Annotated in this window: 19 protein-coding genes; 2 read left to right on the forward strand and 17 right to left on the reverse strand. The window is 47.0% G+C overall.

Annotated features, from left to right (window positions below; genetic code table 11):
* Positions 1–97 precede the first annotated feature (97 nt).
* The 7 genes from HNQ56_RS22140 to HNQ56_RS22170 form a co-directional block, all read right to left on the reverse strand.
* Complete coding sequence (locus HNQ56_RS22140; protein ID WP_429150514.1) at positions 98–1,600, reverse strand: CoA-acylating methylmalonate-semialdehyde dehydrogenase; 1,503 nt, start codon at positions 1,598–1,600, stop codon at positions 98–100.
* A 106-nt stretch (positions 1,601–1,706) separates the two neighbouring features.
* Positions 1,707–2,600 (reverse strand): myo-inosose-2 dehydratase, encoded by an 894-nt coding sequence (iolE, locus tag HNQ56_RS22145; protein WP_429150516.1) that lies wholly within the window; start codon positions 2,598–2,600, stop codon positions 1,707–1,709.
* Between the two features lie 91 nt (positions 2,601–2,691).
* Positions 2,692–4,623, reverse strand: coding sequence for a 3D-(3,5/4)-trihydroxycyclohexane-1,2-dione acylhydrolase (decyclizing) (iolD, locus tag HNQ56_RS22150; RefSeq protein ID WP_429150517.1), 1,932 nt, complete (start codon positions 4,621–4,623; stop codon positions 2,692–2,694).
* A gap of 50 nt (positions 4,624–4,673) precedes the next feature.
* On the reverse strand, positions 4,674–5,438 hold the full coding sequence (locus tag HNQ56_RS22155) for a 5-deoxy-glucuronate isomerase (RefSeq protein WP_429150519.1): 765 nt from the start codon (positions 5,436–5,438) through the stop codon (positions 4,674–4,676).
* Between the two features lie 41 nt (positions 5,439–5,479).
* Entirely contained in the window at positions 5,480–6,496 is a 1,017-nt protein-coding gene (gene iolC, locus HNQ56_RS22160; protein WP_429150520.1) for a 5-dehydro-2-deoxygluconokinase, read from the reverse strand.
* Between the two features lie 41 nt (positions 6,497–6,537).
* Positions 6,538–7,380 (reverse strand): class II fructose-bisphosphate aldolase, encoded by an 843-nt coding sequence (locus HNQ56_RS22165; protein WP_429150521.1) that lies wholly within the window; start codon positions 7,378–7,380, stop codon positions 6,538–6,540.
* Positions 7,381–7,551: 171 nt separating this feature from the next.
* The gene (locus tag HNQ56_RS22170; RefSeq protein WP_429150522.1) at positions 7,552–8,331 is read right to left on the reverse strand and encodes a DeoR/GlpR family DNA-binding transcription regulator; all 780 of its coding nucleotides are present in this window, start codon (positions 8,329–8,331) and stop codon (positions 7,552–7,554) included.
* 292 nt (positions 8,332–8,623) lie between these two features.
* On the opposite strand from HNQ56_RS22170, the gene iolG reads away from it, so the two are divergent.
* Positions 8,624–9,637: an inositol 2-dehydrogenase gene (gene iolG / locus HNQ56_RS22175; RefSeq protein ID WP_429150523.1), complete on the forward strand. Its 1,014-nt coding sequence runs from the start codon at positions 8,624–8,626 to the stop codon at positions 9,635–9,637.
* A 213-nt stretch (positions 9,638–9,850) separates the two neighbouring features.
* On the opposite strand, the gene HNQ56_RS22180 is transcribed toward iolG, so the two are convergent.
* From HNQ56_RS22180 to HNQ56_RS22200, 5 genes are all read right to left on the reverse strand, one after another.
* Complete coding sequence (locus HNQ56_RS22180; RefSeq protein ID WP_429150525.1) at positions 9,851–10,933, reverse strand: hypothetical protein; 1,083 nt, start codon at positions 10,931–10,933, stop codon at positions 9,851–9,853.
* Between the two features lie 337 nt (positions 10,934–11,270).
* The gene (locus tag HNQ56_RS22185) at positions 11,271–12,116 is read right to left on the reverse strand and encodes a CPBP family intramembrane glutamic endopeptidase (protein WP_429150526.1); all 846 of its coding nucleotides are present in this window, start codon (positions 12,114–12,116) and stop codon (positions 11,271–11,273) included.
* A gap of 250 nt (positions 12,117–12,366) precedes the next feature.
* Positions 12,367–13,305 carry an acyltransferase domain-containing protein gene (locus tag HNQ56_RS22190; RefSeq protein ID WP_429150527.1) on the reverse strand — a complete coding sequence of 313 codons (939 nt, stop codon included), beginning with the start codon at positions 13,303–13,305 and terminating at the stop codon, positions 12,367–12,369.
* Positions 13,302–14,480, reverse strand: coding sequence for an N-acetylglucosamine-6-phosphate deacetylase (gene nagA, locus HNQ56_RS22195; protein ID WP_429150528.1), 1,179 nt, complete (start codon positions 14,478–14,480; stop codon positions 13,302–13,304). Before nagA ends, HNQ56_RS22190 begins: the two co-directional genes overlap by 4 nt.
* A gap of 54 nt (positions 14,481–14,534) precedes the next feature.
* Positions 14,535–15,260: a glucosamine-6-phosphate deaminase gene (locus HNQ56_RS22200; RefSeq protein WP_429150530.1), complete on the reverse strand. Its 726-nt coding sequence runs from the start codon at positions 15,258–15,260 to the stop codon at positions 14,535–14,537.
* A 106-nt stretch (positions 15,261–15,366) separates the two neighbouring features.
* On the opposite strand from HNQ56_RS22200, the gene HNQ56_RS22205 reads away from it, so the two are divergent.
* Positions 15,367–16,227 (forward strand): helix-turn-helix domain-containing protein, encoded by an 861-nt coding sequence (locus HNQ56_RS22205; protein WP_429150531.1) that lies wholly within the window; start codon positions 15,367–15,369, stop codon positions 16,225–16,227.
* A gap of 1 nt (position 16,228) precedes the next feature.
* Here the strand turns inward: HNQ56_RS22205 and HNQ56_RS22210 are convergent, their stop codons facing one another.
* The 5 genes from HNQ56_RS22210 to HNQ56_RS22230 all read right to left on the reverse strand — a co-directional run bounded on the left by HNQ56_RS22210 (position 16,229) and on the right by HNQ56_RS22230 (position 22,710).
* Positions 16,229–17,062 carry a carbohydrate ABC transporter permease gene (locus HNQ56_RS22210; protein ID WP_429150533.1) on the reverse strand — a complete coding sequence of 278 codons (834 nt, stop codon included), beginning with the start codon at positions 17,060–17,062 and terminating at the stop codon, positions 16,229–16,231.
* A complete protein-coding gene (locus tag HNQ56_RS22215; protein WP_429150534.1) occupies positions 17,052–17,930 on the reverse strand; it encodes a carbohydrate ABC transporter permease in 879 nt (292 codons plus the stop codon). The genes HNQ56_RS22210 and HNQ56_RS22215 overlap by 11 nt, the downstream gene beginning before the upstream one ends.
* A gap of 97 nt (positions 17,931–18,027) precedes the next feature.
* A complete protein-coding gene (locus HNQ56_RS22220; protein WP_429150535.1) occupies positions 18,028–19,389 on the reverse strand; it encodes an ABC transporter substrate-binding protein in 1,362 nt (453 codons plus the stop codon).
* A gap of 56 nt (positions 19,390–19,445) precedes the next feature.
* Positions 19,446–20,672: a Gfo/Idh/MocA family oxidoreductase gene (locus tag HNQ56_RS22225; RefSeq protein WP_429150537.1), complete on the reverse strand. Its 1,227-nt coding sequence runs from the start codon at positions 20,670–20,672 to the stop codon at positions 19,446–19,448.
* A gap of 55 nt (positions 20,673–20,727) precedes the next feature.
* Positions 20,728–22,710 carry an alpha/beta hydrolase family protein gene (locus HNQ56_RS22230; RefSeq protein ID WP_429150539.1) on the reverse strand — a complete coding sequence of 661 codons (1,983 nt, stop codon included), beginning with the start codon at positions 22,708–22,710 and terminating at the stop codon, positions 20,728–20,730.
* Between the last annotated feature and the right edge of the window lie 2 nt (positions 22,711–22,712).

The raw sequence follows: 22,712 nt of genomic DNA on the forward strand, positions 1-22,712 counted from the left end.
TTTCCCGATTTCTTTTTACAAAAAACAGCATCCCATTCCGTTTAAGGTCTGGGATGCCTGATTTTAAAGCCCGAATTCTATTCACCAGCGGTATTTCCTAAATCGTTCCGTCCCAGGTAGATACCCTGGTATTCCTGCTCTCTTCCTCATCAAACCATCTGGCAGTCACACACTTACTCTCCGTATAGAAGCGGATGCCGTCCTTGCCGAGACAATGAAGATCGCCGAAGAAGGAATCCTTGTGCCCTGAGAAAGGAAAGACGCCGACAGGCACCGGAATGCCCACATTAATTCCAACCATGCCGCCATGGGTTCTTGCCGAAAATTCTCTTGCATAATAACCGTTCTGGGTAAAGATAACGGAGCCGTTGGCGAAGGGATTGTTATTCATGACCTCCAGCCCTTCCTCAAAGCTTTTCACCCGCTTAATGCATAGTACCGGTCCAAAGATCTCCGCAGTACCTATGGACATCTCCTCCGTTACATGGTCAAAGATCGTCGGAGCCAGGTAAAAGCCGTTCTCATAGCCTTTAACAACAGCATCCCTGCCATCCAGCGCCAGCTTTGCGCCTTCCTCAATTCCTTTTTGAATCCAGCCCAGGATGCTCTGCTTATGCTTCTGATCAACCACAGGACCCAGGGTCGAGGTTTTGTCATACGCAGGGCCCAGCTTCAAACCCTTTGCCAGTTCCACCAGCTTCGCAACCAGCTCATCCGCAATCTCCTCCTCCGCAGCTACCACCGGCAATGCCATACAGCGTTCTCCGGCACAGCCAAAAGCAGAATTGATAATCCCTGCCGCGGTACGGTCAATGGGCGCATCCTTCAGTACAAGCGCATGGTTCTTTGCTTCACACAGAGCCTGTACCCGCTTGCCATGAGCTGCTGCCACAGAGTAGATATGCTTGCCGACGGAAGTTGATCCTACAAAGGAAATTCCCTTAACATCCGGATGGGTCAGGAATATTTCTGCTTCCTTCCGGCTGCACATTACAATATTCAACACACCATCCGGCAGTCCCGCCTCTTTATAAAGCTCTGCAAATCGCAGCGCCGTTCTGGGGGTGGAGCTGGATACCTTCAGCACTATGGTATTGCCTGCCGCAATACACAGGGGCGCCATCCATCCCATGGGAATCATGGCAGGGAAATTAAAGGGGACAATCCCGGCAAAAACACCGATGGATTCGCGGTATAATACGGTATCAAAGCCTGCGGAGGCATTCATTAGGGCCTCTCCGAGAATTAAACTGGGTGCGGAGCAGGCCAGCTCCGTTCCTTCCTTTGCCTTGAGCACATCGCCCATGGCCTCATCCCATACCTTACCGTGCTCCTGTGCCACCAGGTTGGTCAGCTCGTCCATATGCGCCTCAATTAGACTGCGCAGCTTGTATAGCACCTGGACACGCTTTACTACAGGAACCCTGGACCACCGGCTGTAGGCCGCCTTGGCAATCCCGATTACTTCCTCCACCTCATCTGCCGTACAGCAGGGAACCATAGCAGTTACCTCACCGGTACTGGGATTGTAGACCTCGTTATATTGATCCGTCCGGGATTCTCTATATTGACCGCCTGCAAAATATTTTAATTTTTCCATTTCATCCTCCTTCTGCCGTTCCAACGGCATGGATCTGATCCATATCCGGCCGGATTCCTGAAAACAGCTCACCGACGCAATATACCGGGTATCCGGTCAGGCCGGGTCAGATATTGATCATCTCCCTGATGTAGCTCCTGGCCATCTTGGCATACCGGAAGGGATTTGCCTTAGCAGGGTCCTGCTCTGCTTCCACCAGAAGCCAGCCCTCATAACCGCTCTTATCCAGTTCCTCAAAAATGGATTTAAAATCAACGCATCCATCCCCGGGCACGGTAAAGGTCCCCTCTCTGACTGCCTTAAGGAAGGACCATCTGCCCTCCGTCACCCTCTTCAGCACCTCCGGCCTTACATCCTTCAGATGTACATGCCCGATCCGTTCAGGATATTTTCTCAATATAATCAAAGGATCTTCTCCGGAGAAGGTAAAATGTCCCGAATCATAACACAGGAATACCAGCTCCTTATCCGTGTTCTCCATCAGCCGCTCTGTCTCTGCAACGGTCTGCACGCCGGTTCCCATATGGTGATGGAAGCACAGCTTAAAACCCCGATCCTTCGCCAGCTTGCCCAGCTTGTCCAGCCCTTCACAGAGCCGCTTCCATTCCTCCCCGGTAAAATGTACCTTGTGGTCGTAAATCGACAGCTCCTCATTGCCCTGAACCGAATGGCTCTGTTCCGAGACATTAATCCGGTTGGCACCCAATGCCTCCAGATAATCCAGCTCCTTAATAAATTCTTTCTCTGTCTCCTCGTAAGGTTTCACAGCCAGAAAAGAAGAAAACCATTTGCTTGCAATTCTCATTCCCCTGAGATCCAGCGCTTCCTTCAGCTCCTTTGTATCCTTTGGATACTTGTTGCCCACCTCGCAGCCGGTAAATCCCGCCAGCGCCATCTCACTGATGCATTGCTCAAAGGTATTCTCTCCGCCCAGGGCCGGCATATCGTCATTGGTCCAGCCAATCGGCGCAATCCCCAGCATAATCTTACTTTTGTCCATCCTTTATCCTCCATCCGCCGCATTTGCAGCAATAAAATATATGCATTCCATTTCTTTCCTAACTCTTCCGATTGTTCTTGTCTGCTTTGATCTAATACATCCTGGCCCGTTCCAGATGCTCCATCCGGTCCGTATAAGCAGCCTTGATCTTCTCATTGGTCTCACTGTCCCCGATCCCTACATGCCACCAGGCATCATAACCGTCCGTCATGGATTTGGGAAGCACCTTGATATCAATGAGCACGCTGTTTTCCGACTTCTTCGCCAGTTCCAGGGCTTCTCTCAGCTCCTGTTCATTCCTGGCGGTATAGGCGGTCATTCCATAGCCCCGGCCTATCATGGCGAAGTCCGTTTCTATCAGCCTGCCATTCTGCTTTCCGCTGGCCTTGTCACGATAGCGGAACATGGTGGCAAGGCTTCCCATGCCTTTTCCCATCTGCAAATTGTTAATACATCCAAAGCCGCAATTATCAAAGAGCAGCACCGTGATTTTCTTATCCTCCTGCAAGGCGGTGGCGATCTCCGAATGCATCATCATGAAGGCTCCGTCACCCACCATGGCATAAGACGCGCGCTCCGGCTGAGCCAGCTTCGCGCCCAGGGCCGCCGCGATCTCGTAGCCCATGCAGGAATATCCGTATTCCATATGGTAGGAATCCTTCGCATCCGTGGTCCACATTCTCTGAAGATCACCCGGCAGGCTTCCCGACGCGCCAACCACAATGGCATCCGGTTCAATCAATTCACGAATAATACCGATTGCCGTTGTCTGCACCAGCGTTCCGCCCGTAGCCCGGATAAAGTCTTCTTCCACGCCCTCTTCCTTCGCCTCCACCAGGGATTGATAATTTTCGTCATAGCAAAGCCCGGTCAACCGCTTCATTTCCCGCTCCCAGCCCTCTCTGGCAAGCCGGATCTCCTCCCCGTATACAGTGCGGTATCCGGTTCTGTCCAGCAGAGCCATGATTACCTCCAGGCCCTTTCTGGCATCCGCGACCACCGGAATCCCATCCAGCTTCTGCGCATGATAGCTTGATACATTCACCAGCAGGAGCTCCACCTCCGAATTCCGGAACAGCTCCTTGGAGCCGGTGGTAAAGTCCGTTAACCTTGTGCCGACACCGATAATCAGATCCGCCTGGGAAGCGATGCAGTTGGCGGCCGAATTGCCGGTCACTCCGATCCCTCCCAGGTTCAAGGGATGGGAGGAAGCAACGGCACTCTTTCCCGATTGGGTCTCTCCAAAGGGGATGTTATATTTCTCACAGAATTCCAGCAGCCTTGCTCCGGCTTCGGAATAGCGCACGCCGCCGCCGACGATAACCATGGGCTTCTTCTTTCTGAGAATCAGCGCCGCGGCTTCCTCGGCTTCCTCCTCATCCGGCTGTATTCTGGCAATACGATGGACTCTTTTTTTGAAAAAGTAATCAGGATAGTCAAAGGCCTCCCCCTGAACGTCCTGGGGCAGGCTGATGCATACGCCCCCCGCCTTTTCCGGATCGGTGAGTATTCTCATGGCATTGATCATTGCCGTCATCAGCTGCTCCGGGCGGCTCACTCTGTCCCAGTACCTGGATACCGGACGGAACGCGTCGCTGGTCGTGACCGAGGCATCATGAAACTGCTCAATCTGCTGGAGCACCGGATCCGGCTGCCTGGTGGCATAGGTATCTCCCGTAAATACCAGCAAGGGCACATTATTCGCCGTGGCGTCCGCCACGGCGGTAACCATATTGGCGGCTCCCGGTCCCACGGAGGAAGCGCAGGCAATAATTCTCCTTCGGTTGCTCTGCTTTGCAAAGCCTGCCGCCGCATGGGCCATTCCCTGTTCATTCCGTCCCTGGTATACCTTCAGCCCCAGGGGATTCTCCTCCAGCGCCTGTCCCAGGCCGCATACAATGCCATGCCCAAAGATGGTGAATACTCCATCTACAAATTTCTCTTCCCGGCCGTCCAGACTTACATACTGGTTATCCAAAAACCTTACCAGAGCCTGCCCGACTGTCATCCTCGTCTTTCCCATATATATCTCTCCCTTCTTCCTCTTTCAACCGTCACTCACACGGTTCCTGTTCACAGAGAAATGAGCCACTCATGCGCCGGATCATTGTCCCGTGTTGTCCAGGGATTATTCTCCAGGTGACGTATCATCCAGCAATAATACATATGATAACCCGGAGCTGCCGTCTGGGGATGGGTCAGTCCGCCGGGGATCGACGCCGCGCTGCCGTCCAGCACTTTATAAACATTATCTCCGATAAAACATGCCCCAAAGCCCTGGGGTCTCTCAAATTTATAGTAATAAACCTCCGGCTGGGGATGACTGTGGGGAATATAACTGGACCAGCGTCCGGCCTTCGTAATTACTTCCCCCATCACCATATTGGAATAGGGTGCGTTATGATAATCAAAGATGGTAAGCACTTCCCTTTTGGCGGTTCCCTCCCACTGGGCCTCTCCCATCAACTCTATCTTGCAGTCTTCCGGCCCGTATAACCTCCCCGGAAAGCTTCTTTCATTATCCGTTGCCTGCACCAGCAGCTCACTGTCCTCCCTTGCACGGACAATTACCTTGTTGTCCCGGCAGACATGAAGGCAATAGGGCGCATCGGTGAATACGTCCTTCCTCCTTGCGGTATGCGTTCCGGATGCCCAACCATATTCCAGAGAACCGCCAAGAAGCAGCAGCGCCATCTCCTTGCCGTTTTCATAAAATTCATATTCCTGTCCCTTCTTCATCCGGAAAACAGTAATATCCATCCACATTTCCCGGTTGATGCCATCTATTCTGGATACTATCTTTTTTCCCTCTTCATTAAATGCCGGATAATCAAACATAGGAATAACTCGCCCTTTCTCGCTGAATTTTATTCTTCCTTTTATACCCTAGCTATCATCTCTCCGTATTTCTCTTTGCATTCTTTGATAAAGCCCGAAACCTTCTCCGCGGAGGGCATATCCTCGGAACAGGCGTGGCTGGCAACTAGCAGAGCCGCGGAAGCGCTGCCGAATTCCAGACAGTCAATCATCTCCCACCCCTCCAGCAAGCCGTACAAGAACGCAGATGCGTAGCCGTCACCGCCGCCGAAGGATTTCAGCAGCTTTACCGGGAATGGCCTGATCCCGTAATTGCTCCCATCGTTGGTATAAGCCCTGGAGCCTTCCTTGCCGTGCTTGATCACAACAATCTTCACTCCCTGTTCATGCCAGTAAGCGGCTGTTGCCTCATCCCCGGCGCCGGGCGCGAGAAACCTCTGAGTCAGATCAAATTCCTCCCTGGAACCGAGGATAATATCACTGTTCTTCGCAACCGTGGAATAATAAATCGCAATCTCCTCTTCATTCTTCCAGTTATAAGGCCGGTAATCGATATCAAATATAATGACCGTCCCATGCTTCTTCGCCAGATACATGGCCTTCAGCGCCGCTTCCCTGCTGGGACTCATGGCAAGGGCGGTACCGGAGATCAGGATTGCCTTGGTGTTCTTAATATATTCTTCATCCACATCCGATACCTCCAGCTGCAGGTCCGCGATTTCATTCCGATACATCAATATACTGCTCTGTGTCTCACTTAATATCTCCGTAAAGGTAAGGCCCAGCTTCTCCCCGTTCCGGCATCTGCTGATATGGGAGGTGTCGATTCCCTCCCTGTCAAAATAATTTACCACAAAATCGCCGAACTGATCCGCCGATACCTTGGCGATAAAGCCTACCTTCTTACCCAGGCGGGCCATCCCTACCGCGATATTTGCCGGAGAACCGCCCAGATATTTCTTAAAGGTGGTACTCTCGGAAAGGGGCTTGTAATAGTCAACGGGGTTAAAATCAATGGCAATCCTTCCAATCGGTACGATATCCAGAGGTCTTTCCTTTGCAAATTCTATGTATCCCATTATAATCCTCCCTTTTGCTGTCTTACAGCAGTGCAAAGCCTTTACACTCTATTATTGCTTTGAAATATGCTGATATGCTCCATTACATTCTTCTTCATTCCCTGAACCATGGCCTCACTCATGGCAAAGTAGTCCCTCCGGGCCTCCCGGCAATACTCTCTTACTGCCCCCTCCACTGACAGGAAATTAGCTGTGGCTATATTAATCTTGCGAATCCCCAGACGGATGCAATGTCTGAAATCTTCACTGCTGATTCCCGAGCCTCCGTGCAGAACCAGGGGAACCCCAACCTCTTCCCTTGTCCTCTCCAGAATTGAAAAATTGAGCCGTGGCTCCGCCTTATAGAGACCATGGATATTGCCGATTGATAGGGCAATGGCATCCACTCCCGTATTCTCGTACAACCGCTTTACTTCTTCCGGATCCGAAAAGTACATTCCCTGATCCGTCAGACCATCCTCACTGCCGCCCAGCTGGCCTACCTCCGCTTCCACCGAGGCTCCGTAGCAGTCTGCTGCCTTCTTTACCCTTGCCGTAAGTTCTATATTCTCCTCCAGGGGCAGATGGGAAGCATCGATCATAACCGAGGTAAATCCCAGCTTCAAAGACTCCTCGATTGCCGGAAGATCTAATCCATGATCAAAATGAACCGCAACAGGAACCGCTGTCTGTCTTGCCGCTTCAAGCATCATGGGCCCAAGCAGACGGATGGGTGAATAGAGAAGGCGCACCTGAGCCACCTGCAGGATAATCGGGGAAGCACATTCCTCCGCTGCCTCAATGGCTCCCATCACCATCTCCATATTGGCAACACTGAAAGCACCCACCCCATAATTCCCCTGCTCCGCTTCCGATAAAATAGTTTTCAAACTGACTAATGACACTAGTGCACTCACCTTTCTGTTCTAACACTGGGATATAATTATAACTTACCAACCATTTAACATTAAGTTACCACAAATATCATTGGTAGTCAATTGTTTTGAAACAAAAAACACCCGATCCAGCGAACAAAAATTCACTGAATCGGGAAGACAATGCTTCAATCTATATTCTTATTCTTCTTCGGAAAGAGGTGCAATTACGGTACTCACATTCCTTTTCTCCAGCAAAGCCAGCAGATTGGGATTCACATTCTCATCGACAATCACCTTATCCATCTCCGCCATATCGGCATAGGTCAGCATTCCGCTCTTTCCGTATTTGGAAGAATCAATCATCAGATAGGATTTTGCGCTTACGGCGATGGCAGCCTTCTTGATCTCATATTCAAGAGGCGAGGAATTGGTAATCATCCCCCCTTGCGTGATGCCGGAGGAAGCCATGAAGGACTTTCTTATATTATATTTCTCCAGGGCGCGCACCGTATCCGCAGAGGCGAAGGAATTCGTCTTCCTCTCCAGTGTTCCCGGAAGGGAAATGACATTGATATTCGGTATGGCAACCGCCCGGTTAATCACATTGAGATTATTGGTTATCACGGTAACAGAATTGCAGGATAACAGATAATCCACCAGATACATGGTGGTTGTTCCGGAATCGATATAGATAATATCGCCCTCCTCCACCAGTCCCGCAGCCGCTTTGCCCACTGCAATCTTGCCCTGGATGTTCCTGGCCTGACGCTCTTCAAAAGGAATCAGATTCCCCTTCTGGTTACTGCAGACACCGCCGTATACCTTACGAATCACTCCTTTATTCACAAGCTGAGCTACATCCAGGCGAACCGTGTTCATAGATATCCCGAATTTGCCCCGCAGCTCCTCCATGGACACCAGATCGCGCTCCAGAATATATTGCTCCATCTGCTTGATTCGAATCGACTTCATTCCCATACAAATCTCCCTTGTTAAAACGATTGTAACCCTTTTGTTCCAGTATATCATGTCCGCAGATTAGGAACTCAAAGGCTGCGTCCTTTCATTCACGCTGCACTTATCCATTCTGCTTATCGTGGACATTATACCATATCTTAATAATAAATCAATAATTTTTAATAAACATCCGCTATTCTTGATATGTTTTCATTATATTATTGTTATATTTTAATTGTATTGTTGTCAACATCATGCTATAATCAAATCACATTAATAACCCATACCACTCCATAGGAAAGGATATGAAACCATGTTAAATATCGGTATAATTGGTGCCGGAAGAATCGGTAAAGTACATGCAGAAAGTATTACATATCACGTAAAGGACGCTCAGGTTACCGCAATTGCGGATCCGTTTATGAACGAAGCAACTGCCGCATGGGCAAAGAATCTGGGAATTCAAAAGATCCATACAAATTATAAGGACATCCTTCAGGACGGCGATATTCAGGCTGTATTGATCTGCTCCTCTACAGATACCCACGCAGACATAGCAATAGAAGCCATTCAGGCAAAGAAGCATGTTTTCTGTGAAAAGCCTGTTTCCCAGGACCTGGCTAAAATCAAAGGGGTTATGGAAGCCCTGGAGCAATCCGGCGTGAAGTTCCAGGTTGGCTTTAACCGCCGGTTTGATCATAATTTTGAAGCCGTACATAAAGCGGTGGAAGAGGGAAAGATCGGCGATGTCCATATTGTAAAGGTTACCTCCAGAGATCCGGAGGCTCCTCCGTTGGAATATGTCAGAGTATCCGGCGGAATGTTCCTTGATATGACCATCCATGATTTCGATATGGTACGTTATCTGACCTCCAGCGATGTGGTAGAGGTATATGCCAGCGGAACAGCCCTGGTGAATCCGGCAATCCGCAAGGAAGGCGACATCGACACCGCTATTATCAACATGAAGCTGTCCAACGGTGCTCTGGCTGTAATCGATAATTCCCGCCAGGCTGATTATGGATATGACCAGCGTGCGGAAGTCTTCGGCTCCAAGGGTCAGGTGGCAGTCACCAATGATACCGGCTCTACCGCCGTTCTCAGCACTGCGGACGGAGTTACCGGCGAGAAGCCCCTGTATTTCTTCCTGGAACGCTATATGGCTTCCTTCTCCAAGGAGGTGTCCCTGTTTGTCCAGGCGGTTATCAATGATACCGAGGTTCCCGTTAATATTAACGACGGCTTACAGCCGGTACTGATTGCCAAGGCTGCGAAGAAGTCCCTGGAGGAAAACCGTCCGGTATTACTTTCTGAAATTGAATTCTAGTGTTCCATAGGTTAAAAGACCCGGATAGATTTTGGCTTTCTATCCGGGTTAATAATATCCTATGATCTCTGCTCGGCAACCTCCCAATTCCCGTTTATCCGCATGATACCGTTAAGTTTAAGTTTATAGTAACATATTTTCCAATATAAAGAAAGGCATATATTCCTCTTAATGGGAAAAGCTTTTATTGACGTATCATGCATGTAGTTTTTGTCATAATTCAACTGCATAATTTTTAATAATATCCCAGATAACATCCACTTCTTCTTTGCGTGATATGTCAAAGCACAGGCATCTGGAATCTTCCGTCACAAAATTACTGTAAGGAAGATTACAAACCGGCACACCTTCAACCATCATGATGTTACTTTGAGCTTCGCATTTCCCACAGCCAACACAACCAAACCCATCAATATTTTGATTAATACTCTGAGGCAAAATTTTTCTCTTCATAATCAAAGCCTTCGCTGCTTCAAACAGCAGCGGTAATCGCACATTCAAGCGGTCCGCAGTAATTCCGAATTTGCAGATCGTCTTTTTTCCCCGTTTGTATGTTACAACCCTATTGGGAAAGACATAGGGGTTGAAGGATGAATCCGCAACAAGCCCGCAATCGTCCTGCACTGCACGGACAATTTGTTTCCATAAACCGTTTAACGAGCCCAATGTTTTTAAAATACTTTCCTGCAGAGGATTTTGGTTGATTTGTCCGGTCAGTATGAAATAATAGTCGGACAGCATAAAAGCTACTTTTTCAGGCATTTCTTTTTTCTTTTCCAGATGCATCAGCCGATCTGCGGCAAACTTAATTGCCTCAATTAAATACTTATCATTTTCATAATAAATTCTAAAAGAGTCACATCGTTTATAATCTGCTGTTTCTTTATCATCTTTATAATACTTAAAGCAAAACCCATATTTTCTAAGCATTCCAAATGAGAACGTGACAGACTTTTTGTATGCGCTTTTGAAAAGTGATTTACCGGCAAATAAATATGGGAATTCACCTTCAGAACATAATTCACCAACTGTGGCAATGGCATAAAGGCAGTCCAATGTATCAGTTAAATTATGATAATTTTCAAGATCATCGGCCATGATCCCAATTTTCGTCTGTTCACATGGAATTGTTGATATTTCATAAGACTTCCAATCTAGATATATCGTGCGTAAAAGGGCGCTGAATTCGGTAAACCCTCTAACCATAAAATCGGTTAAAGCAATATCACTCTTTATGCTTGGATCGTAATCGCAAACATTACGGAAATAAAATGTTGCTTGGTTTTCAATAGACATTTAAATCCCCCTCCCCTGTTTTATATTTATGATAAACTACGACACGACGTCAAAGTCAAGTGTTTGTAAAAAACCTTCTGTAAAAACCTTGTCCCCAACCTCATAAACCATTGATACAATCAATAGTGGAAAAGGAGTTTTAGATTGAAAAATTTTCCATTGGCAAACCTTTCCTGTAAATTTCCGAATGAAGAGAAATACCTTCTTTCTCGCTGGCTTCTTCATAGTTATCCTTTCCAATACATAAAGACTTTGCGCCCAGGGTCTTCCAGTTCCGGTTGGCACAGGCAATATGTGCTGCTTCGGCATAGGGAGACAGGTTGCCCCTCCCCCTGTTCTATTGTATACTCCCTTCCTTCCACAGCTCCAACCAGCGGAAGCTCAGCACACAGGCCCCCGCCCCGGCAACAGCCATAATAATATAGCTGGCTGCAGCCGCAGGGAACAGCATGACAACAACTACACTGCTGTTAATTATCATATGCAGCAATATGGAGGCAGAAAGGGAACGAAATCTATGGCAGAACAGGCCCAGTAAAAAGCCCATAGCACTGGCATAAATCCCTTGAATGATATTCCCGTGATAAATTCCGAAGAACAGCGCCTGCAACAGATTGGCTCCCAAAAAGGGAACCGTCTTTCTCATTCTTTCCAGTATCACCCCTCGGAAAATCAGCTCCTCCGCAACCGGGGCTATGACAATCATATAAATAATCACCAGCAGCGGGTTACTTCCAAGGATACTCCCCACGGTCTCACTGTAGTCCTCAAACTGTTCCGGAAATACAGGCTGAAGCAGGCTCATCACCCCCGAAAAGAACAGCTGGCAGCCAATGCCCAGCATCACAAAAAAATATAAATTCTTTCCCTTAATAATGGATAGAAGCCTTCTCCTCTGCTGTCCGGACATCTCACGGCGGTACCAGAAGTAAAACACGATCCCGCAGATCAAAACAGAGGAAACCGATATGAAATAATTCACATCCCCGGACATCCCGGAGATCACTTCCTGGAAAAGCGCCTCACCCTCTGAGGATTTCTCCGGCCCTCCGGATATTCTTATATATAGCGCAAGCATCACTTGATAAATACTTTGAAAACAGAACATCGCAACACTCATAATTGCCAATGCCGCCAAAAACGGTACAACACTTGCTCTCAGGTAACCTATAATTTTCCTCAAATTGTGCACATCCTTATCTTAATTGTTGGAACCATTTTAACATCATTCCTCCCTTCTGCCAACTACAAAAACAAGGAATGAAATGGAACCATTATATAGCTCATAACGTCCAATAGAAGAGGAAAAATATAAGAATAACTCTTAAAACCATCCTTCCATCCAAAAAGGTTAAGCTCTGCTTTGCAGAAATCTTAACCTTTTTTACTGTTCTGAATCTGAAATTCTTACAAATCATTCGTTATCCGGTATGCTATCTTACAATCTTTTCACCGTCAAACAAGAATATTCCATATCCGCTTCCGGTCTTTCCGCCTCTTTCCAGATATTCCGCCAGTCTTTTCTGCAGAGTACTCTTCCGCGGCCAGCCCTGCGGCCCCTTTTCAGCATCCTTGCCAAACACCCTCCAGGCATCGTGAAATTTTTCTTCTGTTGTACTCTTGATATAAGTAAAATCATCCATGAAGCCGAGAATATTGGAATTCTCCGGCAAGAATTCCTTGTTGCCCTGGTACAGCAGCCAGGAAGAGCACACCATGGGGATCGCCTTCCCGCCAAACTCACTATTAAAAAACGCGTAGGCTTTCTTATAAGAGTCCAACCGCATCTCTTCCGTAAACGCTCCGCTGGAGGGGATGTGCATATTGAGCACTTTGTCCCCCGTCTTAACTTTAATTCCGTTTATTTCATAATCCTCTAACTGCAATACAGAAAATTCATATTGGATACGTCCCAAAGCAAACCGGTCTACCTGATAAAACCTTGGATACCAATCACGCACAAAGGTTCCCCAGATACCATATACCTTGTGGCATTCCAGCAGCTTATAGCACAGATCCTTCATCGAATTCCAATAGATCTCCTCCGGAACCCCTTTCTCACGATACTGCAAAAGCAGCGGCTCCGCACACAATATCAGCAGCAGCATGGATAGGGTATACCTGTGAACCCCCATCTCATCCGCCAATTGATCCGCCGCGTCAAAGGCCTCTTTATACTTTTGATTCCCGAATAAATCCACCGATGAAATGATCCCGCCCACATGGTCAGATTCCGTGAGAATTCTCTGAAGAATACTTTCATATACTTCCTGCGCCTCTTCCGGGAAATCAATCTTCCTCGTAAACTCTTTCAAAAAAGCCTGGCTCTCCTTCATATGTTCCCCCATTTCCGTATTATTCCGCTCACTCATGTCATCTGATTAATCAAACCGCTTACCATTACAAAATCCACATTAATATTTTCATCAAAAATAATGAGATCCGCATCTTTTCCTTCTGCAATAGAGCCTTTTTGAGAATCGATTTTTAACAGCTTAGCGGGGGTTAAGGTCATCATCCTCACCACCTCGTGCAGGGGAGCGCCTGTTAACTGATAAAACGTTCTTACCAGCCTGTCGGCAGTTGCCACGCTGCCTGCAAAAGCGCTTCTGTCGGGCAGCTTCGCCACGCCGTCCTCGATCACTACTTCCATTCCGCAGTCCCTGTTGCCTAAGATCGACCGGCCGTCAGGCATTCCTGCCCCTCTCATGGAATCTGTCACCAGGCAGATCCGATCCGGACCCTTCATCTTATAGATCAGCTGCAGTAATTCCTTTGGCAAATGCTTGCCATCAGCTATGACCTCCACAAACAAATCGTCGATCAGATAGCCTGCTTCCACAGCTCCCGCAATCCGGTAGGAGTTTTTTCTGATTACCGTGGACATGGAGGAATAAAAATGAGTCAATGCTGCCAGTCCGTTTTCATAGCTGTCAATCACTTCTGCACAGGTTGCGTCGGAATGGGCCAGGGAGCTGACGATACCATGCTTTCTGAGTTCGGCTAAAAACTCCCTGGAACCGTCTAATTCCACGGCAAAGGACCAGCGGATAATGCGGTCCGTCCTCCGCAGCGCTTCCATATACTCCTCTTTATCCGGATTTCTCAAGTATCTGGGGTCCTGTGCCCCTCTCTGGTTATAGGAGAAATACGGTCCTTCCAAATGCAGGCCTAAGATATTGGGACAGCCTTCCTTCGTAAGCTCCACCTGATTAAATAAATCCAGAAATTCAAGCAGATCTTCCCGGGTGCTTGTCAAAGTCGTCGGAACAATGGAGGTGGTTCCGTATTTCAGATGTTCCCTGGAAGCATGATAGATGGCATCCAGGGTTCCGTCCATAAAATCAGACCCGCCTCCGCCGTGGGTATGCAGATCAATAAATCCGGGAGAAAGATATTTATGTTGAACGTCCACTACCTGATCACAGGGCATATCTATGGTCTCATTGTACGCGACCCTTTTTATCTTATCGCCTTCCACCAGGAGTTCACCGGGGGTTATCCCCGCGGCACTTATTATATTTGCATTCTTAAATAATATTCTCATGATTGTATCCATGGATTATATCCATTCCTCCCTTCCTTTATCTGCGTATGGTTTCTACAGCAATGAGGCAGATTCTTCATCCAGGAAAAGCGTCATGCTGTTATGCATTTTCAGCATGGTCGCGGGTATAAGATTGGTGACCGGATTGTCTATCATACTTTTTATTGCATTTGCCTTCACCTTGGAAGGTACGCAGGAAATGATGTTTTTACACTGCATAATCTGATATACCGTCATGGAGACAGCCTGCTTCGGTACATCGTCAATGGTCGCAAACCATCCCTCGGAAACCTGCTGTTTTTTACATGCGTCATCCAGATTAACAATGATATAAGCCTCTTCTGTCAGAAAGTCTGCCGGCGGATCATTAAAAGCAATATGCGCATTTTGTCCGATACCGATGAGTCCCAGATCAATCTCCGCTTCCCGGATGCTCTTGGTTAATTCTGCAATGTTCTTCGTTACATCACCCTCTCCGCAGACCAGATGGGCCTGTCCCAGATTAACCTGGCTGATGAAACGGTCCTTCAGGTACTTGCGGAAGCTTGCCGGGTGAGTTTCCGGCAGATCCCTGTATTCATCTAAATGATACATCTCAACCTTACTCCAGTCAACATCTGTTTCAGTTAATGCCTTCAATGTATCAAATTGAGAGGCACCGGTAGAAAGTACAATTCTTGCCCTGCCCTTCTCAGCAATTGCCTTCTTTATAATTTCAGCCGATAATTTCGCGGCCTCCTTCCCTAATTCTGCTGAATCCTTTAATCTTCTGATATTCATTTTGTTTTACCTCCGTATTGATCAATCATGATGCCCTTCTTTACTTTGTTTCTGAATTAATATATAATAAAGCAATCCATTACTCATAGAAAGCTGGTGTTAATCCTTGTACGATCCCTATATCCATAAGACTTTTGATGAATATCTGCTTGTTGATAAAGCAAATAATCATGTTGACTCATCGAAACGATGGGATCACTACCATGACTTTTATGAAATGTACTACTACCTCGGAAATGAAATGACCTATTTCATAGATAATGAAGTATACACTGTCCGTGAGAATGATCTGGTCTTTATCCAGCCCTTCCTCTTTCACCGCACGGTTTATCAGCATGAAAATGAAAGAAGCCGTATTCTTATCCTGTTTCATCCGAAAATCCTTCAGCAGATCAGCTTATACAGTGAAGAACTGTCGAATAAAATGCAGGAGATCTTCTCATCCAAAAGAAAGGTTTCCTTTCGCAATGATAAGAGTAAAAAGCTTCTGGATCATGGTGTTATGCATCTTTATAATGTTTCCCGGACCATAACCTCCGACTATAAAAAAATCGCTATGCTGTGTGCTCTGATCGAGCTTTTCATTACTATTTTAGATCTGTCCTCCGACGAAATTTATGAAACATCAACTCCGAAGCTTTCTCCAAAGGACAAGCTGGTATATAAGGTCATACGGTACATTAACGATAATTATACACAGCCCATCACCCTTGAGGAAATTTGCAGCAATCTATATATCAGCAAATTCTACTTAAGCCATACCTTTAAAGAAATCACAGGAGTTACTGTAGTCAATTTTATTAATAAAAAGCGCCTGTCTGAAGCGGAAAGACTGTTACGCTACTCCTCCCTGAATATAACCGAGGTCTGTCATGCCGTTGGCTTTAACAGCATCGGGCATTTTATCAATCTGTTTACGAAAGATTACCAATGCACGCCCAGCGCCTTCCGGAAGAGAATCGAATGAACTAGCCCTTAATACCTGCACCGATATTTCCCTGGACAAAGTATTTTTGCGCGAAAATGAAAACAGCGATAACCGGCGCCATTGTAATCACCGCGCCTGCCATGCTTACTCCCATATTGGCCTGTGCCGTGGGAGAAGAGCTTAAGGTCAGCAGTCCCATGATCAGAGTATATTTTTCTCTTGTCTGTAAATATAATAACGGTCCCAGGGTATTATTCCATGCGCCTATAAAGGTAAGAATAACCAAAGTCATTGTGGTCGGCTTCGACAGCGGAAAATATATTTTACACAGGATACCGATGGGGCTGCATCCGTCAATTACCGCTGATTCATACAGCACTCCGGGCATACTCTTGTAATTTTGATGGAATAGGAAGATACCCATGGCCTGACCCAGAAAGCTGGGCGCAATGAGCGGTATATAGCTGTCCAGAAAGCCAAGCTTTGACCATATGAAATAAACCGGAATCATCGTTACCTGGCCCGGCATCATCAAGGTTGCCAGCATAAGGGTGAACAGCAGGGTCTTTCCCTTGAAGTTAAACATGGCAAATCCAAAGCCAATCATTGCCGAAGACAGTATTGCCCCAATCAGATCCATGGAAACCACAAAAAAACTGTTTCCCAGGTACTTCATAAAGGACAGCTTATCCAGCACGGTCTTGAAGTTCTCAAAGGTTATAGGGTTAGGAATATACTGAGGGGGTATCTTCAGCACATTGGAAGCCGTTTTAAGAGAACTGGAAAGCACCCATAAAAATGGGATCAGCATGACAAACGCGCCTGCTGTCAGAAGAACATAGCTCACCGTCTTTTTCAAAACTCTAGTTGTCATAATATACCCACCTCTTTTCTAACTTCTTTTGCACCAGGGTTATAACTAATATAACCAGAAACAGCAGCCAGGCCGTAGCGGACGCAGGGCCCATCTTCCCGTAAACAAATGCTTGACGGTATACCGTAAGATTAACCACGCTGTTTTGAACCGGCAGGGAGAACACATCAAACATGGTCAGGAACACATCAAATGCCGTAAAGGCAGCGATGGTCGACAGAATCATGGTCAGAAATACAGTGGGAGAAATCAGGGGAACCGTGACCTTCCAAAAGATCTTTCTTTTACTGGCTCCTTCCGTTCTCGCCGCCTCGATGATTTCAGCCGGTACGCCTTGCATGCCGGCCAGCATGATAACCATGGTCTGACCCATGCCCTTCCACACATTCATAATGGCAAGGCTTCCGATTGCAATCCACCAGGAGCCGCTGTCATACCAACGGGAGCCCTGGAAGCCAAGTACCCGTAAGATGTAGTTCAACAATCCGAATTCGTATCCATATAGGAACTTCCATACAATGGCTCCCGCTACCCAGGGGGTAACATTGGGCAGGAAATAGCAGGCTCTGAAGAATCCCTTCAGCCTTATTTTTTGATTTAAAAAATGGGCAATGATAAGGGCAAGTACCGTTTGAAGAGGAACAAATATCAAGGCGAAATAAAAGACATTTCTAAAGGAAATCCAGGTGACAGGATCCTTTACCGAATCAATCCAGTTCTTTAAGCCAACCCATTTGGGCGCGTTAAACATATCCCATTTTGTAAAGGAGATATATCCTGAAAACAGAACGGGAAATGTAAAAAACACCAGAATTCCAAGGATAAACGGTGACACAAAGAACAGACCCCAAAAATTACTCTTTCTCATTCTTCCTCCTTTCCCAATCTATAATTACAAGCGGGGGATTTCAATTTAACGCTCCATCCCCCACAATGTAATTCATAATCGAGTTATCATAAATTGATTAATTAAAATTATCATCCAAAACCTTTTGTACATTATTGTGAATATCGTTTAATCCTGTTGCCGCATCAATATTTCCGTCAACGATATCATTAAAGGTCGGCTGTGCAGCTGTTCTCCATTCATTCCAGCACTTGTTTTCATCCATGGTCACACCGGCTTCATCAACACCCTCCGTATAAGCTCTTTTATTCAGGGGATTGGTTCCCGTGTTGTCAAGCTCCGCAAGAGCCTGGTTGTTAACCGGAAGTGTGGAACCGCTGGAACCGACAATCTTCTGTGCCTCATAGCTTAAATAGTATTTCAGGAAAGTCCATGCCGCCTCTTTATTTTCTGCTTTTGCCTTAGAGTAGATGATCCAGCTGTTACATATGTTGGGAACAACTCTGGGGCTGCCGTCAAATCCGGAAGGAATCTTAACGGTATCATAGTTTAAATCAGGGAAGTTCACATTCAATACGGTTGCTCCCTGGCTATACTGTAAGAACATCATAGCGCCCATACCATTGCCGAACAGCTGAGCCGATCCGCCCAGCTCATTCATAGCGGCTCTGGAGGGACTTACCTTATAGGTATTTACCGTATTAAACCATTCTGTAATACCCTTTAAAGATTTTTCATCATTGAACACTGCCTTGGTCTTTGTTTCATCCAATGCCTGTCCGCCGGCGGATTTGATCCAGGGGAACCATCCGTCTGTAATTCCAAAGCCTGTTATCATACCATAGACATCTGTTGTTCCGTCTCCGTCCTTATCCTTTGTAAGCTCTTTTGCCGCATTAATCATGTCTTCATAGGTCCAGCTGTCCGTAGGATAAGGAATTCCTGCCTCATCAAATAAATCCTTATTATATGCCAGAGCAATGGGATTTCCTCCATGAGGAGCGCCCCATACTTTGTCCCCGTCCTGCGCTGAGAACAGTGCGGAAGAATAGTCGGCCGTATTCAGATCTCTTGCAATATAAGGAGTTAAATCCTCTGCCGCACCCATGGCTCCGTAGCCAAGTACTGCCGCATTCTCCTGGAACCAGATATCCGGTGCGTTTCCGCCTGCAATCTGAGTGGTGATCTTTTTGGTAAAGTCTCCCCAGGGTGCTTCATCAATTTCTACGGTAATCTCAGGATATGCCGCAATAAACCCGTCAATAATTTCCTTGCTTGTTACATCGTATCCGCCCGGTAACCCCAGCTTTAATGTAACGGGGTCCAGCTTCGGTGCATCCGTAGGTTCCTCGGTCTGCCCTCCCTGCTCCGCCGGTTTTGTCGGTGTTGTGTCATTTTTCTTTTCAGAAGAGCTGCAACCCGCCAATACAGTTACTAACATAGCTAAGACAAGAACTACACTAACTAACTTTTTTTTCATACTTTTCTTCTCCTTCATTTAAAATGTTTTTTTATATGAAAGCCTTGATATAAATATCATTGGCATTTCAACAAGTTTTCAATAGAAACCACTTCTTTGTTTTTAATAGAGATGTTTGCAGCTGCACCGATGAGCAGGGACATGGCGCCGTCCATGGAGGTTGCCAGAACTCCTAATTCATCCTTCGTCTCCTCCTTCACCAGCATCCGGATCAGCTTATCATCCCCGCCGCCGTGGCTTCCCTTTAATTTAGGAATGCGGTAGGTAATCAGTTCCCCCTCGCGATTATAGAATTTAATATAATTACAGGGATCCTCCGACCCGTGTCCCGTATAGATTTCTCCGACCTCAAGCCTTCCTTTCTCGCCGCTGATGGTGGCCTTCCAGCCCTCATAGGGACTGTGGGCGATTAAAGAATAGCTCAGCAATGCTCCGCTTTGATACTTCACACTGACCGCCATGCTGTCATAGATATTGATGCTTTCATCAAACACACAGGAATCCCGGATATAGCCGTCCTCCTGCTCCGCTTCATAATAGAAACGCTTGTAAAAAGGATCTCCGCCGTCTTCGATATTCCAGTAATATTCACAAGTATCCTTGTACTGGCAGGTGAGACACCTGGTTCCTCTCTCTTTTCTGGTGGGGCCGTAGAAATTCCTGGTGCCAAATGCGCTTACTTCTTCCGGATAGGAATCAAGCCACCAGTTTATAATGTCAAAATGATGCGTTGACTTATGGAGCAGGAGACTTCCGCTTTTTTCAATATTCCGGTGCCATCTTCTGAAATAATCCGCGCCATGCTTCGTGTCCAGATGCCATTCCAGGTCAACGGAAAGAACCCTGCCGATGATTCCGCTCTTCACCAGCGCCTTCACCTTCTGCATATAAGGCATAAATCTCATATTAAAGGTAACCTGGACCCGCTTACCGGTTCTCTTTTCCGCCTCCAGGATCGCATTGCACTTCTCTTCATCAATGGTCATGGGCTTCTCTGAAATCACGTCACAGCCTGCTTCCAGCGCTTTGATGATATATTCATGATGATAACAATCCACCGTGGTAACAATCACATAGTCCGGCTTTACCTCTTCCAGCATCCTGTCGAAATTATCATAAACCGGAAAACCGCCGCAGTCCTTTGCAAATTCTCTCGCTCTCACCGGATTGATATCATAAATTCCTTCGATGGATGCGTCCTCTTTATATTCCTCTGCAGATATTCTCTTGCCATACATGTAATAGCCGCGCATACCTGCACCTACGATAACATATTTTTTCATTTCCAATCCTTCCTCCTGCCAATTCTGTCCTCATGCAGCCATCCGGCTGTCCCGATCAATCCTGCCGGTAATCCAATCTGCTGTCGTTCTGCAGCCATCCGGATAACTCGCTCAGATCAAAATATTGAAGCACCTGCGGGAACATGGTACTCATTACATCCTCCCTGGTATAATACCGCGAACCAACCCATTCTGAAAAATCAGGCAGATTTCCCTGAACCGTGATATGTTGGATTCGTTCGTCCAGCAAGGCTGCAAGAAGGCCATACATCCCCTGATCACCATGTGCATAAATACGTATTTCTTCTCTGTTAATTCCTTTTAAATCCTGCAGCATATCAAGCATCCGTATAACATCATAGGTTCGGAGGGCACACAGGCTGTCTCCCATGCGTATCAGATCATCCGCTAATTTATAGGTGGTACCGAACAATTCGGATATCCCGCGGTTTCCAAACTGATACGGGGCAATTCCACCCACACCGGAAGTATTCAGGACAAAGACTGCGGCATCCTTCCCACATTCCTGCCGTATCCACTCCATATGCTCTTCCAGTCTCGACGTGCCGCCGTCCCATATGGCGATTACCGGCGATGCGGCCGGTTCCTCAAGGCCTTTCCGCTTTATTGCAAAGCAGTGGTTCATGAGTCTTTCCTGGGAATTCCAAATATAAGATGTTACTGTCAAATCCTCATATTGAAATTCCGTAACTTCCCTCAGGTTCACCGCACCAGGATAACGTGCCAAAAAAACCTTCTCCCTCAGCCATTGATAAGCCCGTTTCTTCTTCTCTTCCGGTTCTAATGCATTGCGATCTCTTTGAAGCTGATCCAGTATCTTGAGATTTTCATCAAAAATAATTTTTGCGTCCGCTTTTTCCTCTTTGACTTGACCTGCACCCGTACACCAGAGTGTCTCCGGTTCAAAAAGCTTTATTTCAATTTCCTCTGCTTCAAGAGAAGCTCTTGAGGAAGCAACCTCCAATGCCTTTACAAAGAAATCGGCTGCAAATTTAGCATGACGGACGGAGTAGGAATGCTTTACAGCGTCCTCCATATAGGTAAGCTTCTCCGGTTCCCCGCACAGTTCCCAGTATCTGCACGCATTTTTAAAGGTGGTTCTGGTTCCTTCAATGGGGAAGAAATCATAGGAAGCGGCAAGAATGGCAACCGGCTTGGGCGCCACGCTCAGCAGAATGTCTTCATGGTCAAACCCGTATCCCATCAGCCCCGGCCAGTTCTGCTCCGAATCCTGCGGAACGCCGGTCCGTATATTCTCCCCGTAGCCGGTGATAAAAGTCCCCGGTGCAAAGGCCTTGATTCTTTCATCATAGAGCATCAGCATACTTGTCTGCGTTCCCCCTCCGGAATTGCCGGTCACCCCTATGTTGCGGGGATCCACCTCCGGCCGGCTGATTAGGTAATCAATGGCACGCACCGCATCATGAAGGAAATATCTTGCGGAGGGATATCCGGTTGCCAGGCATTGGAGTCCGGCATGAGTATGTTCTGTTGTTCCCCGGCCGATTACCTCTGCTCCATTTTCATAATAGCTGAGCCGTTCTCCCTGGCCCACAGGGTCCATTGCCAGGACGATTAAGCCGCTTTGCACAAGATATTGGCATACCGTCTGGTACTCAGCACTCTGTTTCGCCAGGGGATCATGCCCGCAAAGAAACAACAGCGCTCCGGAAGGCTGACGGACAGAATCCGGTATATATAAATTGGCCGTTACAAAACAATCCGGTCTCGATTCGTAAATCACTTTCTCAATTCGGAAGCCGTCACCCCTTATTATCCCCGTCACCCGGGAATTTAAAGGTGTCCCACAGGATGGAATTCCGCCCAATGCTTCTATAAATAGCTTTCTTACAAAGGACTGGCGTTCCTGCAATTGCTCCCTGGTATGAATCTGCCGGCGGGCAAGTCTTCCCTTTTCCAGATTCATCAGGGTGTTATGATACACATAATCCTTTAACTGGCTTTTTATATCATAGAAATGAGAAGGACTGTAGCTCTCCAGCTCTTTTATCTCCATAA

Source organism: Anaerotaenia torta (genome assembly GCF_050433395.1).
Taxonomy (GTDB): Bacteria; Bacillota; Clostridia; order Lachnospirales; family Lachnospiraceae; genus Mobilitalea; species Mobilitalea torta.